Annotated in this window: 14 protein-coding genes; 7 read left to right on the top strand and 7 right to left on the bottom strand. The window is 62.0% G+C overall.

The window, feature by feature from the left end; translation table 11 throughout:
- The first annotated feature begins 11 nt into the window (after positions 1-11).
- Complete coding sequence (locus NYQ88_RS14230; protein WP_275651784.1) at positions 12-635, top strand: cold-shock protein; 624 nt, start codon at positions 12-14, stop codon at positions 633-635.
- 42 nt (positions 636-677) lie between these two features.
- Positions 678-1124: a DUF192 domain-containing protein gene (locus NYQ88_RS14225; RefSeq protein ID WP_275651783.1), complete on the top strand. Its 447-nt coding sequence runs from the start codon at positions 678-680 to the stop codon at positions 1122-1124.
- Here the strand turns inward: NYQ88_RS14225 and NYQ88_RS14220 are convergent.
- Positions 1121-1813: a hemolysin III family protein gene (locus tag NYQ88_RS14220; RefSeq protein WP_275651782.1), complete on the bottom strand. Its 693-nt coding sequence runs from the start codon at positions 1811-1813 to the stop codon at positions 1121-1123. The genes NYQ88_RS14225 and NYQ88_RS14220 overlap by 4 nt on opposite strands.
- A 162-nt stretch (positions 1814-1975) precedes the next feature.
- Between NYQ88_RS14220 and NYQ88_RS14215 the strand changes: the two genes are divergently transcribed.
- A complete protein-coding gene (locus NYQ88_RS14215; RefSeq protein ID WP_275651781.1) occupies positions 1976-2449 on the top strand; it encodes a metalloregulator ArsR/SmtB family transcription factor in 474 nt (157 codons plus the stop codon).
- Between the two features lie 24 nt (positions 2450-2473).
- Here the strand turns inward: NYQ88_RS14215 and NYQ88_RS14210 are convergent, their stop codons facing one another.
- A complete protein-coding gene (locus NYQ88_RS14210; protein ID WP_275651780.1) occupies positions 2474-3205 on the bottom strand; it encodes an HAD hydrolase-like protein in 732 nt (243 codons plus the stop codon).
- A gap of 315 nt (positions 3206-3520) precedes the next feature.
- Here NYQ88_RS14210 and NYQ88_RS14205 point away from each other — a divergent pair, with 315 nt between their 5' ends.
- From NYQ88_RS14205 to NYQ88_RS14195, 3 genes are read left to right on the top strand one after another with little or no spacing between them, the layout of a single operon-like run.
- Positions 3521-3997 carry a MarR family transcriptional regulator gene (locus NYQ88_RS14205; RefSeq protein ID WP_275651779.1) on the top strand — a complete coding sequence of 159 codons (477 nt, stop codon included), beginning with the start codon at positions 3521-3523 and terminating at the stop codon, positions 3995-3997.
- Positions 3994-5190, top strand: coding sequence for an efflux RND transporter periplasmic adaptor subunit (locus NYQ88_RS14200; protein WP_275651778.1), 1197 nt, complete (start codon positions 3994-3996; stop codon positions 5188-5190). The genes NYQ88_RS14205 and NYQ88_RS14200 overlap by 4 nt, the downstream gene beginning before the upstream one ends.
- A 3-nt stretch (positions 5191-5193) precedes the next feature.
- Positions 5194-8331 carry an efflux RND transporter permease subunit gene (locus NYQ88_RS14195; RefSeq protein ID WP_275651777.1) on the top strand — a complete coding sequence of 1046 codons (3138 nt, stop codon included), beginning with the start codon at positions 5194-5196 and terminating at the stop codon, positions 8329-8331.
- 214 nt (positions 8332-8545) lie between these two features.
- On the opposite strand, the gene NYQ88_RS14190 is transcribed toward NYQ88_RS14195, so the two are convergent.
- The 5 genes from NYQ88_RS14190 to NYQ88_RS14170 all read right to left on the bottom strand — a co-directional run bounded on the left by NYQ88_RS14190 (position 8546) and on the right by NYQ88_RS14170 (position 14712).
- A complete protein-coding gene (locus NYQ88_RS14190; RefSeq protein WP_275651776.1) occupies positions 8546-9832 on the bottom strand; it encodes an amidohydrolase family protein in 1287 nt (428 codons plus the stop codon).
- Positions 9833-9965: 133 nt separating this feature from the next.
- Positions 9966-10913 carry an ABC transporter permease gene (locus tag NYQ88_RS14185; RefSeq protein ID WP_275651775.1) on the bottom strand — a complete coding sequence of 316 codons (948 nt, stop codon included), beginning with the start codon at positions 10911-10913 and terminating at the stop codon, positions 9966-9968.
- Positions 10914-10915: 2 nt separating this feature from the next.
- Positions 10916-11989: an ABC transporter permease gene (locus NYQ88_RS14180; protein WP_275651774.1), complete on the bottom strand. Its 1074-nt coding sequence runs from the start codon at positions 11987-11989 to the stop codon at positions 10916-10918.
- On the bottom strand, positions 11986-13539 hold the full coding sequence (locus tag NYQ88_RS14175) for an ABC transporter ATP-binding protein (RefSeq protein ID WP_275651773.1): 1554 nt from the start codon (positions 13537-13539) through the stop codon (positions 11986-11988). Before NYQ88_RS14175 ends, NYQ88_RS14180 begins: the two co-directional genes overlap by 4 nt.
- A 180-nt stretch (positions 13540-13719) precedes the next feature.
- Positions 13720-14712, bottom strand: a complete 993-nt coding sequence (locus NYQ88_RS14170; protein WP_275651772.1) for a BMP family protein — start codon at positions 14710-14712, stop codon at positions 13720-13722.
- A gap of 219 nt (positions 14713-14931) precedes the next feature.
- Here NYQ88_RS14170 and NYQ88_RS14165 point away from each other — a divergent pair, with 219 nt between their 5' ends.
- Positions 14932-15126, top strand: a complete 195-nt coding sequence (locus NYQ88_RS14165; protein ID WP_275651771.1) for a hypothetical protein — start codon at positions 14932-14934, stop codon at positions 15124-15126.
- The last annotated feature ends 3 nt before the right edge of the window (positions 15127-15129 follow it).

The raw sequence follows: 15129 nt of genomic DNA, 5'->3' as shown, positions 1-15129 counted from the left end.
GGCGTTGGGGCATGGGGGTTAAGGGCATCGACGACAGCGGAGACGGCGCGAATCCACACACGACAAGTGGTGTGGACGGACGCGAAGATCATGCCGCCTCGGCTGCGCAGCCAACGCTGGATGTCATCGAAATCGCCGGTGCGATCAAATGGTTCGATGCCGGCAAGGGTTTTGGGTTCATCGTTCCGGACAATGGCATGGCTGATGTGCTGCTGCACGTGACCTGCCTGCGCCGCGACGGCTACCAGACAGCTTATGAAGGCGCCCGCATCGTTGTCGAGGCGCTCAATCGTCCGGGCGGCCTGCAGGCGTTCCGGATCGTCTCCATGGATGAGAGCACTGCGCGCCATCCCGCGCAGATGCCGGCGCCGCGCACCCATGTCGTGGTCGAGCCGTCCTCGTCCATGGTTCGCCTCGAGGTGAAATGGTTTAACCGCATCCGCGGTTTTGGGTTTCTCTCCGCAGGGGAGGGGACGCCCGATATCTTCGTGCATATGGAGACATTGCGCCGCTTCGGCATCACCGAATTGCGGCCGGGTCAATACGTGCTCGTGCGCTACGGAAACGGACCCAAGGGCCTTATGGTCGCCGAAATCCGACCCGATGGTTGGGGCGACGCTCCGTCGTCTCACTAGGCCCGTCCAAAAGGTATCATTATGCTAAGCTTGGCGTCATCGATGCGAAACGCGCTGGCTGCTGCTGCGGTCCTTGCTGTCAGCCTGCCGTTGGCTGCCTGCAGCGATGACAGCCGCCTGGTTATCCAGAGCGACGGCGAAAGCCATGTCTTCACCGTCGAGCTGGTGGACACGCCGGAGAGCCGGGCGCAGGGCCTGATGTATCGTCAGGAACTGGCCGATGACGCTGGCATGCTGTTCGATTTCCAGGAGGAACGTCCGGTCTCGTTCTGGATGCGGAACACCTTTGTCCCGCTGGATATGCTGTTCATTAGCTCCGACGGTGTGATCCGCACCATCCATGTGAACGCCATCCCGCATGATCCGACGTCCATCCCCTCGCAGGTGCCGGTGCAGTTCGTGCTGGAGATCCCAGGCGGTCGCAGCACGGAACTGGGTATCGAGCCCGGCGACACCGTCGAGCATGCGCGGATCAAGGCCGCCAACTAGAGCCGCGCAAACACCATGCAGTCGAGCACCGCCAGGAGGTGCAGGCTCGCACCCGCCACCACAAACACATGCCATAAGGCATTCTGGAATTTGAGCTTTTCCCAGAGGTGGAAAATGATCCCGGCCGAATAGGTCACCCCGCCGGCCAGCAGCAGCCAGAGCGTGGAATCCGGCAGTGTCTGCGCCAGCGACTGGAACACCAGAATACCGCTCCAGCCAATGGCCAGATAAAGCGCGATCGCCATGCGCCCGAATTTCTCCGGGACGATGAGTTTGAGCGCCACCCCGACCAATGAGGCGCCCCAGACAAAGCTCGTCATGATGGCGCCCATCGGCGTGCCGCCGATGACGGCGAGGAACGGCGTATAGGACCCTGCAATGAAAAGGAAAATTGCCGCCTGATCGAGGCGCGCCAGATGCTTTTTAACCGGAGATACCGGCCACAGATTATAGGCCAGCGACACGCCGAGTACGAGGATCAGCGTCGCGACATAGACGAGCAGCGCAGGGAAGGCCTCGGGTGCGGTGTGCAGCAGGGCGAGGGCCAGCAGCGACGAGCCCGCCGCAATGGCGATGACCAGGCCGAAAATATGGACCGCCGCGTCGGCGATCATCTCTGAAGTCGAATAGGGCCGCTGTTCTCGGCTCCACCATGAATATGTCACGGCGCCAGCGCTTCTGCGCGTCATCTCCGTCTCCCTTGGTTAAACCCAGCTTGGGCTACGGATAATGACCAGACTATTGATCAGTTGCGGCTATTGTGTGCCATCGTGAATGGCGATCCAACTTATCTGGTGAACAAGTTGTGTGCTCGCTTGACGGGTAACGCTGTCGTTACGTACGCAGCGAGCATGAGCAAGTCGACAAAGCCACCGGTTCAGATCTACTCGGCCCTCGCCGACGCAACCCGCTGCAAGATCCTGACAATCCTGCAGACCGGCCCAATTCCGGTGCACAAGCTTGCCGATGCTTTCTCCATCAGCCGCCCCGCCATTTCTCGCCATCTGCGCGTGCTCAAGACCGCAGGTCTTGTGGCCGAGGTGAAGAAGGGTCGCGAGAATCTTTATGCCTTCAAGCCCGCAAAGCTGGAACGCGCCCGCGCCTGGATCGAGCTGATGGCAGCCCCCCGAGAGGCTGCCGTCGCGGATGCCGCGCCCGAAGTCATCGTTGAAAAGCCCAAGCTGAAATCCGCCAAAAAAGCGGCCCCGAAGACAGCCAAGATTACCGCTCCGAAGGCAGCAGAGCCGCCCGCAGCCTCTGTCGAAGACAATGCTGTTCTACCGGCGCCGACGCCCAGCATCAGCCAGATGGGTTTTGATTTCTAAAAAAACGGCCTGACGGCTAACTCGTCAGACGGGCGCGAGCGGGAGCGTCTCGAGGGCAGGGGCGTCCTCACCGCCGAACACAGCATCCACGGAGCGGCAAAATTCGGTAGCCGACCACATGATGTGGGCCTTGTCCGCGCAGATCTCGACCGCCGCCATAGCCGCGCGCGCGCCAAGCGCTACGGGCACGATCTGGTGGCCAATAACCTCTGATGCCGCGAGAGCCGCGGTAATGTCCTTGCGCTGGTCGCCGACATACCAGATGACGTCACGGCGACGCACATCCCGTCCGATGCCCTTGAGGGCAGTGACCAGCGGATCCGGCCAGGGCTTGCCGCGGATGACGTCTTCGCGGAACACGCTGGCGGTAAAATACTTCTTGAGATCGAAGGCTTCGAGCACGTCGTGGCCATAGCCACGGCCAAGGCCGTTGCTCACGAGGCCGAGCACCACACCATTGCTTTGAAGCTGTTCGAGGGTAGCGCGAAGCGCGGCGCACGGCTGCAGCATCTGTTCCACCGACTTGCGACGAACACGATGGATCGCCCGGTGAACCAGCAATTTAGGCGCCTTGGCCTCGGCCGTGCGATGACGGCGAGCCAGACGAAACCGAGCAACCAAGCGGCCGGCCCTGTGCGAACAATCGTCCAGGAACTCGAGTGCTTGCAGTACCCGCGGATTGACGTGATGTACCAGCGTTCCATCGAGATCGAAAAGTACGATGGTCGGCGGTGTCAGTTTGGAATCCAGCGTCACTACCCCCTGATGCCCGGAAACTGACCCAATTTTGTCCGCTGCACAACCCAAAACAGGGATTTTCACCAGAGTGTGCAACCCGGCCAAGTGCCGGATGCGCATGGATTCCTTGACCGCAACCTTAACCCGGGTGAAGGAAAACCACCTAAAATCAGACGGTTCTCGCTAACCCTTCCATCAGTGATTGCGCCTTAAACCCGACGCTTTCTTTCCACTGGTGCAACCCTGCCTTTCAGGTGACGCATGGCGAATCTCTATCGCATTCAGATCGTTTAGTCTAAATTGAACAAAGTGAACTAGATCTGACGAGTTGTTGTGACCACCGCTGCGATTGATCGCTTTATCGAAGAAATGGGCCTTATCGCGCAGCAGGACGGTGGACCCCGAATTGCAGGGCGGATTATGGGACTGCTGATTGCCGAGGGCCGGGAGCTGAGTCTGAACCAGATTAGCGAACGGCTGCGCGTCAGTCGGGCCAGTGTCAGTACCAATGCAAGGCAATTGGCTGCCCGCGGCTTGGTTCGCCTGAAGACCCATTCGGGTGATCGCCAGGACTATTACGAATTGTCGTCTGCCAGCTATGTGCAAATGCTCCAGGAAATGGCAGGGCGACTGGAGAAATACGCAAGCGTTACAGAGGCTTGCGCTATAGAAATTGAATCAGAATCGGAAGGTGCGGCGCGTCGGGTGACGGAGCTTTCAGCCTTCTATCGAGACTCTTCGCAATTCCTGGGCAATTGGGCGACGGTATTGCTGCAGGGAAAAGCTTCGCTTCAGGATAAAAAGCAATGACCGCCACCAACGATAAACCCGAATGGGCCCAGAGCAAGCGCGAGAAGGCGAACGCGCTCCGCGTAGCACAGGGCTTGAAGCCGAAGCGTCGGATTGGCCCATGGATTGTGCTGGGGGTGCTGGTGATCGGCGCTGGCGCCTTCATGTTCCTTCAGCCGCCGGCACCCGAGCCCGTTGCAGCGGTCGAGGAGACCGCCGTGGTCAAGCAGATCCTGCGAAGCGAAACAGCCGAGATCGCACCGATGACACTGCGCCAGACCGTCAAGGTCACGGGCTCGCTGGTACCGGGCCATCTGTCGAGCATCGCCTCGCAGGCGTCCGGGCGCGTGTTGTCGGTTCTTGTCAGCCCGGGTGATACGGTCGAGGAGGGCGCTGTCCTCGCTGAGATCGATCGTGCGACGCTCGAGCTCCAGCTCAACCAGCAGCGGGCAACGGCGGAAGCCACCCGTATCCAGCTGGCCAATAGCCGCCAGCAGCTCGAACGCACCGAAGAACTGGCCCGTCAGGGCCTGACCAGCCCTTCAAATCTTGAAGCGGCGCGTTCGTCCACCGCTGCACTGGAATCCAATCTCGCCGCGCTTGAAAATGGTGTCTCGGGCGCTGAAATCGCCCTCGCCAACGCCACTGTTCGCTCGCCGCTGTCGGGCGTGGTGTCGGTCCGTTCGGTCGAGCCAGGCCAGACCATTTCTGCTGGCACGCCGCTCTTTACCGTCGTCAATCTCGACGAAATGGAATTCCAGGCATCGGCCTCGGTCAATTCCAGCGCCTTGGTGAAGTCCGGCCAGAAGGTTGACGTCACCGTCAATGGCGTCGACGGCCAGACCTTTGAAGGCGAGGTCGTGCGCGTCAATCCGGTCGCGACCACCGGGACCCGTACCGTGCCGATGTACATCGCTATCGACAATGTCGATGGCATGCTGCGCGGCGGCATGTTCGCCGTGGGCAATGTCACCGTTGTCGAAAAGACCGAAGCGATCGCAATTCCGACCACTGCCGTGCGCGAGGACGCGGAGGGCCAGTATGTGCTTGCCCTCAACGACGGCACGCTGGAACGCAAGGCTGTTGAGCTTGGCGCCCAGTGGGATCGTGGCCGCACCGTGGAAGTGACCGGTGTTGCCGTTGGCGAGACGGTCATTGCCGGTGCGCTAAGCGAGCTTTCGGCTGGCGACGCCTACGAAATCGTTGGGAACTAAAATATGTTTTTGACACGCATCAGCGTCAACAATCCCGTGTTTGCCACCATGATCATGGTGGCAATCATGGTGTTTGGCATTTTCTCCTATTCCCGACTTCCGGTTGAACAGCTGCCCGACATCGACCTTCCGGTCGTTGCTATCGTCGTTGCCTATCCGGGCGCCTCGCCTGAGGCAGTCGAGCAGGACATCATCGAGCCGATCGAAGACGCGGTGAATACCATCGCCGGTCTCGATACGGTTCAGTCGATCGCCCAGCCTGGCCGCGCCATGGTCATCATGATGTTCGACCTCGAGGCGAACTCGCAGCAGAAGGCCCAAGACGTTCGCGACAAGATCGACCCGATCAAGGCGAATTTCCCGGCCGCAGCGATGGACCCGCAGGTGCTGCGCTTTGACCCGTCGGCGCTGCCCGTGCTGTCGCTGGCCGTGAGCTCGGACACGCTGTCCGCACGCGACCTGACAGCGCTGACCGAGGAAATCATCGTCAAGCGCCTCTCCAATATCAATGGCGTCGGCTCGGCGACCGTTGTGGGTGGCACGCCGCGCCAGCTCAACATCCAGATCGATCCTGATCTGCTCAACGCCTACAACATCAGCCCTGCCGCTGTGATCAACGCGCTCAAGGCCTCCAACAAGGACCTTGCCGCCGGCGCGATCACCGAGAACAGCATCGTGCGCTCGATCCAGGTTCTCGGACGCATCGAGGATCAGCAGGACTATTACGACATCACTGTGGGCAACCAGGGTGGCCAGCCGGTCACGCTGCGCGATGTCGCCACCATCGAGGACGGTACGGGCGAAACCGAGTCTCTCGCCATCCTCAATGGCGAACCGGCCCTGGCCATCAATATCCTCAAGACCCAGGGCGCCAATACCGTTGGCGTGGCCAAGGAAATTCGCCAGACCATCGATCGTCTGCTGCGGACCGAACTTCCGGCCGGTCAGGTCAATATCGAAGTCGTGGTCGACAACGCCAAGCCCGTCGAGGACTCGTTCCACGCCGTGCAGAACATGCTCATCGAAGGCGCCGTGCTCGCGGTTGTCATCGTGTTCCTGTTCCTCAATTCCTGGCGCTCGACCATCATCACGGGCCTGACCCTGCCGATTTCGATCATCGGCACCATGGTGGCGCTCAGCTTCCTTGGGTTCTCGCTCAACACCATGACCCTGCTGGCCCTGTCGCTGGCCGTGGGTATCCTCATCGACGACGCCATCGTGGTGCGTGAAAACATCACCCGCCACCTGCACATGGGCAAGTCCCACCGTCAGGCGGCTTTTGACGGCACCAATGAAATCGGGCTGGCGGTTCTAGCCACCACGCTCTCCATCGTTGCCGTGTTCCTGCCGGTTGCCTTCATGGACGGCATCATGGGCAAGTTCTTCCTGCAGTTCGGCGTCACCGTCTCGGTTGCAGTGTTGATCTCCCTCTTCGTGGCCTTCACCCTCGACCCCATGATGTCGAGCGTCTGGTACGATCCGGCGTCCAACCCCAACGCAAAGCGCGGCCCGATCGGGCGGCTGATCCAGCAGTTCGACCGCTTCTTCGAATGGGTCACCGAAGGCTATCGCCACCTCATCCGCTGGGGTCTGAAGTTCCGCAAGACGGTGCTGCTGATCGCTCTGCTCTCGATGGTTGGCGCGCTGGCCCTGTTCCCGCGCGTTGGCGTCGAATTTGTGCCGGCGACCGACAACGGCATTTTCACCGTGAAGGTAGAAACACCCTCGGGCTCGTCCAAGGAGTACACGGAAAGCAAGTTGCGCCAGGCCGAACTGATCGTGCGTCAATATCCGGAAGTCGAACGCACCTATTCCACCATCGCCGGTGGCATGTCCGCGGACGGCGCCAATGTTGGCACCATGACGGTGACGCTGGTCGGCCAGGCAGAACGTGATATCAGCGTTGCTGATTTCATGCCGAAAGTGCGTCGTGACCTCCAGGCGATCCCGGGCAGCAAGTTCGAGGTCGCCGTGGCCTCGATGATGGGCCCGAGCACCGCGCCGGTTTCAGTGACGCTCTATGGCGACAGCTTCGAAGTTCTGGAGAATCTGGCCGATGGCCTGATGGCGGACCTCCGCAACATCAACGGACTGATCGATATTTCGTCATCGCTCGACGAAGCGCAGCCTGTTGTCGGTATCCAGATCAACCGCGAACTGGCGGACAGCCTCGGCGTGTCTCTGGGGCAGATCGCGGCCACCCTGAGCCCGCTGATCTCGGGTGAGGACGTGTCCGATTGGGTTGCCCCCAATGGTCAGGTCTACAAGGTCGTCGTGCGTCTGCCGGAAAGCCTGCGCAACGATATCGAAGCCATCGGCAACCTGCCGATCGCCCAGACCGGTACCGGTACGCAGGACATGATCACGCTCGGTCAAATTGCCGAAGTCGTCGAGAGCAACGGTCCGGCCACGATCAACCGCCAGGACCTGCAGCGTGGCGTGACCATCACGGCCAACCTTGAAGGGGTCGAGCTGGGCACGGTCATCCCGCAGTTGCAGGAAGCCATTGCCCGCATCGACTTCCCTGTTGGGTATCGCAGCGGTTTCGGCGGTGAAGCCGAGCAGATCGCTGACACCATGGGTTCGGTGGGCTCGGCCCTGCTGCTGGCGGTGATCTTCATCTACCTCGTGCTGGCATCCCAGTTCGGCAGCTTCTTGCAGCCTCTGGCCATCATGGGCTCGCTGCCGCTGGCCCTGATCGGCGTGATGGTGGGCCTGCTTGTGGGTGGGTCGACGCTCAACATGTTCTCGGCCATTGGCTTCATCATGTTGATGGGTCTGGTGGTGAAGAACGCCATCCTGCTCGTCGACAATGCCAACCAGCACGTCAGGGGCGGCATGAACCTCTATGAAGCGCTGGTGGAAGCGGGTGTCACCCGTTTCCGTCCCATCATCATGACGACCCTCGCCATGATCTTCGGCATGCTGCCGCTGGCACTCAGCCTGCATGAAGGCAGCGGGCAGAACGCGCCAATGGCCCACGCAGTGATCGGGGGCCTGATCTCCTCGACCGCGTTGACGCTCCTCGTGGTGCCGGTGCTGCTGACCTATATCGACAGCTTCAGCCGCTTCATCGGGCGCTTCACGCCCAAGGCGCCACATGACGATGAGCACGAAGTGCTCGTCGAGCAGAAGGCCTGAGAATGCAGAAAAGGCGGGGAGTGATCCCCGCCTTTTCTGTTTTCTGATGGTGGGGTGTGTGATGACCCCGCCTAACCTCCCCCTGAAGACGAGGGAGGAATCCGCCGGTGGCACCTAGACCTCTCCACCTACTCGATGGGTCCGTCCCCCTAAGAGGGGGAGGTTAGGTGGGGGTGCTCCATCAGGAATGGACCACCCCCTAAATTTGCCAGTCTTACCACTGCGGCCCGACGCGGGCCGGGTCGATCAGGCCAGGGCGGCCATCAAGGCTCAGCGCGCTCTGGCGAGCGGGCGTGCGAGAGATCACCTTGCCACCCTTGATGACAGCCAGGCGCGTCGGCTTTAGGCGGAGGGCGTCGATAGTGTCCTTGGCCTGCAGCAGCACCATGTCGGCCTTGCAGCCAACGTCCACACCATAGCCCTCAAGATGCATGATCTTGGCCGGGCCCTTGGTGACGAGGTCAAAGCACTTGCGCATGGCTTCGCGGCTGGTCATCTGCGCGACGTGCAGGCCCATGAAGGCCACTTCCAGCATGTCGCCCTGGCCGAGCGAATACCAGGGGTCCATGACGCAGTCATGGCCAAAGGCGCAGTCGATGCCATAGTTCAGCATCTCGGGGATGCGCGTCATGCCCCGGCGCTTGGGATAGCTGTCGTGACGGCCCTGGATGACAATGTTGATCAGCGGATTGGCGGTGGCGCTGACGCCAGCCTCGACCATGAGTGGCAGGAGCTTTGAGACGTAGTAATTGTCCATGGAGTGCATGGAGGTCAGGTGGGAGGCGTTGACGCGCCCGCCGAGCCCCAGACGCTGGGTTTCATAGGCCAGCGCCTCGATGTGGCGGCTCATCGGGTCGTCGGTCTCGTCGCAATGGATGTCGACGAGTAAACCGCGATCCGCGGCGATTTCGAGCAGTGCCTTGAGGCTCGAGGCGCCATCGGCCATGGTGCGCTCGAAATGCGGAATGCCGCCGACGACCTCGACGCCCATGTCGAGCGCACGGTCGAGCAGTTCGACTGCGCCGGGATAGCGGTAGTAGCCGTCCTGCGGGAAGGCGACGAGCTGCAGGTCGATATAGGGCGCAACGCGCTTCTTGACCTCAAGCAGGGCCTCGACGCCCAGCAGGCGATCATCGCAGATGTCGACATGGGTGCGGATGGCGAGGAGACCCTGCGACACGGCCAGATCGCAATAGGCGAGGGCGCGCTCAACGACCGCTTCCTGAGTAAGAAGCGGCTTGAGCTCGCCCCAGATCTTGATGCCGTCGAGCAGCAGGCCGCTCTCATTGTGGCGCGGCAGGCCGAGCGAAAGCGTCGCATCCATGTGGAAGTGCACATCGACGAAGGGCGGCGCGACCAGCTGGCCGCCAGCGTCGATGGTCTCGCCGGCGTCACCGGCTAGATTGGGTTCGATGGCCGCAATGCGCCCGTCGCGGACGCCGATGTCCACGCCGTTTCGGCCATCGGGCAAATTGGCATTGGTGATTTTCAGATCGAACATTGGCATTTCCAGTCGTCTTGTTGGTCGTCAGCGTCCGGTTTGTCCGAACACTCCGGCAGATGGCCGAAGGGGCCACCGGGACGGGCCCGGTGGTGACGAAATTTAGTGTGTCCAGCTTGTGCCGGAACCAGTCTTAGTGGCGCTGTCCCTTGGTCCAGGGCTGGAGCAGGGCGCGCGGGTAGTCTGCCCGCCGCGCCACAAGGATCAGGGCGACGATGGACAAAAGATAGGGCAGCATGAGGAAGATCTGGCCCGGCACAACCTGGCCGATCTGCGCCTGGAGGCGGATCTGGAAGGCGTCGAAGGCGCCGAAGAGGAGCGCGCCGAGCAGGGCCTTGCCGGGCTGCCAGGAGGCGAAAACAACAAGCGCGATACAGATCCAGCCGCGGCCGTTGACCATGCCGAAGAAGAATGCGTCGAACGCGGACATGGTGAGGAACGCGCCGCCCAGCGCCATCAGCGCCGAACCGGCGACCACAGCGCCGATGCGGAGGCCGCGGACGGAGAGCCCTTGCGCCTCGACCGAGGCCGGATTGTCGCCCACGGCGCGAATGGCAAGGCCCAGCGGGGTGCGATAGAGCACAATGGCGATGAGCACCACGAAGGCCAGAGCCAGGAAGGTCAGCGGCGTCTGCTGGAACAGTGCCGGTCCGATGAACGGCAGATCCGACAGGCCCGGAATATTGAGCGGCTGGAAGGCGGCGATGCGCGGCGGCGTAGAGACGTCGGGCAGGGCGGTGCGATAGGTGAAATAGCTGGCGCTGGTCGCGAGCAGGGTAATGCCGATGCCCGAGACGTGCTGGGAGAGCCCCAGAACCACCGTCAGGATGGCGTGGATGAGCCCGAAGAAGGCACCGGCGCAGGCCGCGACGAGCACACCGCCCCAGAGGCCAAGGCCAAGATAGACCGCGAGCCACCCCGCCATCGCCCCGGCGACGAAAATGCCCTCAATGCCAAGGTTCAGCACGCCAGCCCGTTCGCAGAGCAGGGCGCCGAGCACACCGAAAATCAGCGGGGTGGCGATGCGCAGGGAGGCGGCCCAGAAATTCGCGGAGCCGAGGATTTCAAACAGGACGTCCATGCTCAGGCCTCCACGCTCTTGTTTTCGTAGCGCAGGCGGAAGCGCAGGAAGAAGCTGCCGACCAGCACGCAGAGCAGCGACAGGGCCACCACAAGGTCCGCAATATAGTTGGAAATGCCTGTGGCGCGGCTCATGGAGTCGGCGCCGACGAACACAGCCGCCACGAACACGGCGGCAATGACCGTTCCGATGGGCGAAAGCCCCGCGAGCATGGCCACGACAATGCCCGAATAGCCAAAGCCCGGCGACAGATCAGCCGAGAGATAGCCCTTTACGCCTGCCACTTCGCTGACACCGGCAAGACCCGCGAGGCCGCCGGAGATCAGCGCCACCTTGAGCATGGTGGCATTGACCGGGATACCGGCAAAACGGGCCGCCGCCTTGTTCTCGCCCACGGCGCGGATTTCAAACCCGAGCACTGTCTTGCGCACAACGATCCAGAGTGCGATCGCGGCGACAACGCCCACGATCAGGCCCCAATGCATGCGCAGGCGCGGCAGGAGTTTTGGCAGCTTGGCTTCGGCGGCGATCGGCACCGATTGCGGCCAGCCCATGGCCAGCGGGTCCTTGATCGGGCCTTCGATCAGCATCTGGATGAAGAGGATGATGATGAAGTTGAGCAGCAGGGTGATGACCACCTCGTCCGCGCCAAACTTCTGCTTGAAGATGGTGGGGACCACCATCATTAACCCGCCTGCGACGAAGCCAGCGATCATCACAGCCGGAATGGCGATTGCGGGTGGCATCTGCACCATGCTGCTGCCCACCAGAACGGCGGCGAGCGCACCGATATAAAGCTGGCCCTCGGCGCCGATATTCCAGAGCTTGGCGCGGAAGGCGACCGCGGCGGCAAGGCCGGTCAGAATGAGCGGGGTGGCGCGGTTGAGCGTCTCGCTCAGCGCAAAGGTGGAGCCGAAGGCCCCCTGGATCATCAATCCATAAGCGGTGAGCGGCGAGCCGCCGGCGAAGAGCACGGGAATCGCGACCAGCAGCAGCGCGACGATACCAGCGCCAAGCGATACGGCCAGCTTGAGGCCGATACTGGCGTCGGTTCGGGGTTCGAGACGAAAACTCATGATGCAACCCCTGCAGTCTGAACATGCTGTCCGGCCATCAACAGGCCGATCGTGCCACGGTCGAGGTTTTCCGATGGGCCGGCATCGGTGACCATGCCGGCGTGCACGACGAGGAACCGGTCGGCGAGCGCAAAGAGCTCGTCGAGGTCTTCGGAAATGACGAGGACGGCCGCGCCACGATCGCGGGCGGCGATGATGCGGCGGTGCACTTCGGCCTGCGCTCCGACATCGAGGCCGCGCGTCGGCTGATTGGCGAGGATCACCTTCGGTTCGCGTTCGAGCACCCGCGCCAGAATGAGCTTTTGCACATTACCACCGGAAAGGAGCCGTGCCTCGGCTTCCGGACCGGGGCAGCGCACGTCATAGGCGGCGATGGCGCTTTCGGCGCGGGCGCGCATGGCGTCGCGGTTGAGCCAGCCGGCCCGAGAAAATTCGGGGCTTCGCACATCCTCAATGGCAATATTGTCCGCAACACTCATCGTGCCGACCACGCCGTCATGCTGGCGATCTTCGGGCATGCGGGCCACGCCGGCTGCGACGAGCGCGCGCGGATCGGCGGTGTGCACGGGTTCGCCATAAAGCTTCAGCGCGCCTTCGGTGGGCACGGCGAGGCCGGAAATCAGCGCTGCGATTCCCGATTGTCCATTGCCCGAAACCCCGGCGAGGCCGACGATCTCGCCCCGGCGCAGGACGAAATTGACATCGGTGAGGGCCTGCTTGCCGGCACCTTCGCGCAGGCCGACGCCCTCAAAGTGCACAAGCGCCTCGCCCGGCGTGGCGGGTGTGCGCTTGATCTCGGCAACGGCCTTGCCGACCATGAGATCGGCAATGGCGCGGCGGTCGGCTTTGGCGGCGTCCAATTCGCCCGCCTTCTTGCCGCCACGCAGCACGAGGATGCGGTTGGAAATAGCCAGCACTTCCCCCAGCTTGTGGGAGATGAAAATAACGCCGAGCCCATTGGCGGCCAGCCTGCGTAGCACGGTGAAGAGGCCATCCGCCTCCTGCGGCGTCAGCACTGCCGTCGGTTCGTCGAGAATGAGCACCCGCGCATCGCGATAGAGCGCTTTGAGAATTTCGATGCGCTGCTTCTCGCCCACGGTGAGATCGGCCACGCGGCAGTCGAGATCAACATCAAGGCCGCTCTCGGCGATGATCTTTTCGACCTTGCTGCGCGCTGCCGAGGCGCGGCCGAAGGACAGGAGCTTCTCCGTGCCGAGACGAATATTGGCGAGGCCCGAGAGGTTCTCCGCCAAGGTGAAATGCTGGTGCACCATGCCGACGCCGGCATTGAGCGCTGCACCGGGCGAGCCGCTGGGCAAGGTGACCATCTCGCCATTAACCGCCACGCGCACCTGTCCCTCGTCCTGCACATAATGGCCGAAGAGGATGTTCATCAGCGTGGTCTTGCCCGCGCCATTCTCCCCCAGCAAAGCCAGGATCTCGCCCGTGTGCAGGGTGAGGGAGATGTCGTCATTGGCGACCAAGGGGCCGAAACGTTTGGTGATATGCTCAAGGGAGAGCAGGGGGGCGGATGATGGCTGGTCGGTCATCGGTCGCTTCCGTTTGGCGAAAGGGAGATAGATGCGACGTCAGTCACCCTATCAAGACAATCCGTTATAGGGGCAGAACCACATGGGTCATAGCGTGCACCCCAACAGCATTATGCTCCTCCCCTATGCGGGAAGGAGCAATGAGGAGGGGAGCCGTGGTCCGGCTCCCGAGTGTCCGTCTTAGTTGGACTTGGGTTCGTTGTCGTTGATTTCGACAGTGAACGTGCCAGCCAGGATCTCGGCTTCCTTTGCCTTGGCAGCGGCAACGGCGTCTGCGCCGGCGAGGGCTTCGTCGACGACGAGGCTCGAGCCACCGTGACCCATGAAGGCATAGATGCCGTAGTCGGACGCGGTGAACGTGCCGCCCGCAACGTCTTCGATCGCCTTGTTGATCATCGGCTCACCGTGCCACAGCGCGGACGCCAGAATGGTGCCCGGATAGTCAGCAGCGGTGTCGATCACATTGCCGATGGCGAGGATACCGCGCTCCTTGGCAGCGTCAGACACGCCAAAACGCTCGGCATAGAGAATGTCGGCCCCCGCATCGATCATGGCGAAGGCGGATTCCTTGGCCTTCGGGGGATCGTACCAGGAGTTGATGAAGCTCACCGAGAACTTTACGTCCGGATTGACCGCAAGAGCGCCATCCATGAAGGCGTTCATCAGGCGGTTCACTTCCGGAATGGCGTAGCCACCGATCATGCCGATCTGGTTGGTCTCGGTCTTGAGGCCAGCGATCATGCCGGTGAGGTAGCTCGGCTCCTGGATGAAATTGTCGAAGGTGGCGTAGTTCGGCTCCACCGGCGGCAGCGACGAGCCCATCAGGTACATGATTTCGGGATATTCTTCGGCGACAGCGCGCGAGGGCTGCTCGACACCGAAGGCCTCGCCAATGATCAGCTTGTTGCCCTGCTCGGAATACTCGCGCATCACGCGCTCGTAGTCGGTGTTGGAGATGTTCTCGGAATAGACATACTCAATGGTGCCAGCGGCATCGGCGGCCACGAGCGCATTGTGCAGGCGGCTTGCCCACTGCTGCTCGACCGGCACGGTCCAGATTGCGGCGACCTTCAACGCTTCCTGCGCGATGGCGGTGCCCGACATGGCCAGTGCCACGCCTGCAGCCATGACAGAAACGAAGCCACGGCGGCCCAACACGAGTTTCATCATCATCTCACCCCGTTTGTAGAAAAGTTAGTCCGAATTTTCCAGGTGCCCATCTAGTGAGCAAGAACCCGCGGCTTGGCAAGCATGAGCATCGCGTTGTTCACCGGCATGTCGGCGCAGAACCGCCGTACTGCCATGGGCCTGGTCCCCGGAAAATCCTTTCAAGAGGCGTAACGGTGCAACCGCGATGGCGGTGCGCCGTTTTGCTTGTCGGAGGTGATGAAGATGACAAAGACCCCAAGCAAGACTGATGAAGCCGCGGCCATGCAGGACGGCAAGAAGCCCGGCCCCAAGGATGCGCCCGTGCAGGTTCGTGATGCGGGCAGCGAGGCCCAGGAACAGCCGCCTCGCAAGTGGGACGAAGTCGACGAGAGCGTCGACGAGACGTTTCCGGCCAGCGACGCTACAGCCAAATATTGATGA

The sequence above is a fragment of the Devosia sp. SD17-2 genome, from assembly GCF_029201565.1.
Taxonomy (GTDB): domain Bacteria; phylum Pseudomonadota; class Alphaproteobacteria; order Rhizobiales; family Devosiaceae; genus Devosia.
Note: the sequence above shows the minus strand (reverse complement) of the source record. Positions and strands in the feature narration are given on the sequence as shown.

Coding starts and splice junctions, on each gene's coding strand:
- NYQ88_RS14230 (WP_275651784.1), top strand. CDS start 12: ATGGGGGTTAAGGGCATCGACGACAGCGGAGACGGCGCGAATCCACAC.
- NYQ88_RS14225 (WP_275651783.1), top strand. CDS start 678: ATGCGAAACGCGCTGGCTGCTGCTGCGGTCCTTGCTGTCAGCCTGCCG.
- NYQ88_RS14220 (WP_275651782.1), bottom strand. CDS start 1,813: ATGACGCGCAGAAGCGCTGGCGCCGTGACATATTCATGGTGGAGCCGA.
- NYQ88_RS14215 (WP_275651781.1), top strand. CDS start 1,976: ATGAGCAAGTCGACAAAGCCACCGGTTCAGATCTACTCGGCCCTCGCC.
- NYQ88_RS14200 (WP_275651778.1), top strand. CDS start 3,994: ATGACCGCCACCAACGATAAACCCGAATGGGCCCAGAGCAAGCGCGAG.
- NYQ88_RS14195 (WP_275651777.1), top strand. CDS start 5,194: ATGTTTTTGACACGCATCAGCGTCAACAATCCCGTGTTTGCCACCATG.
- NYQ88_RS14190 (WP_275651776.1), bottom strand. CDS start 9,832: ATGTTCGATCTGAAAATCACCAATGCCAATTTGCCCGATGGCCGAAAC.
- NYQ88_RS14185 (WP_275651775.1), bottom strand. CDS start 10,913: ATGGACGTCCTGTTTGAAATCCTCGGCTCCGCGAATTTCTGGGCCGCC.
- NYQ88_RS14180 (WP_275651774.1), bottom strand. CDS start 11,989: ATGAGTTTTCGTCTCGAACCCCGAACCGACGCCAGTATCGGCCTCAAG.
- NYQ88_RS14175 (WP_275651773.1), bottom strand. CDS start 13,539: ATGACCGACCAGCCATCATCCGCCCCCCTGCTCTCCCTTGAGCATATC.
- NYQ88_RS14170 (WP_275651772.1), bottom strand. CDS start 14,712: ATGATGATGAAACTCGTGTTGGGCCGCCGTGGCTTCGTTTCTGTCATG.
- NYQ88_RS14165 (WP_275651771.1), top strand. CDS start 14,932: ATGACAAAGACCCCAAGCAAGACTGATGAAGCCGCGGCCATGCAGGAC.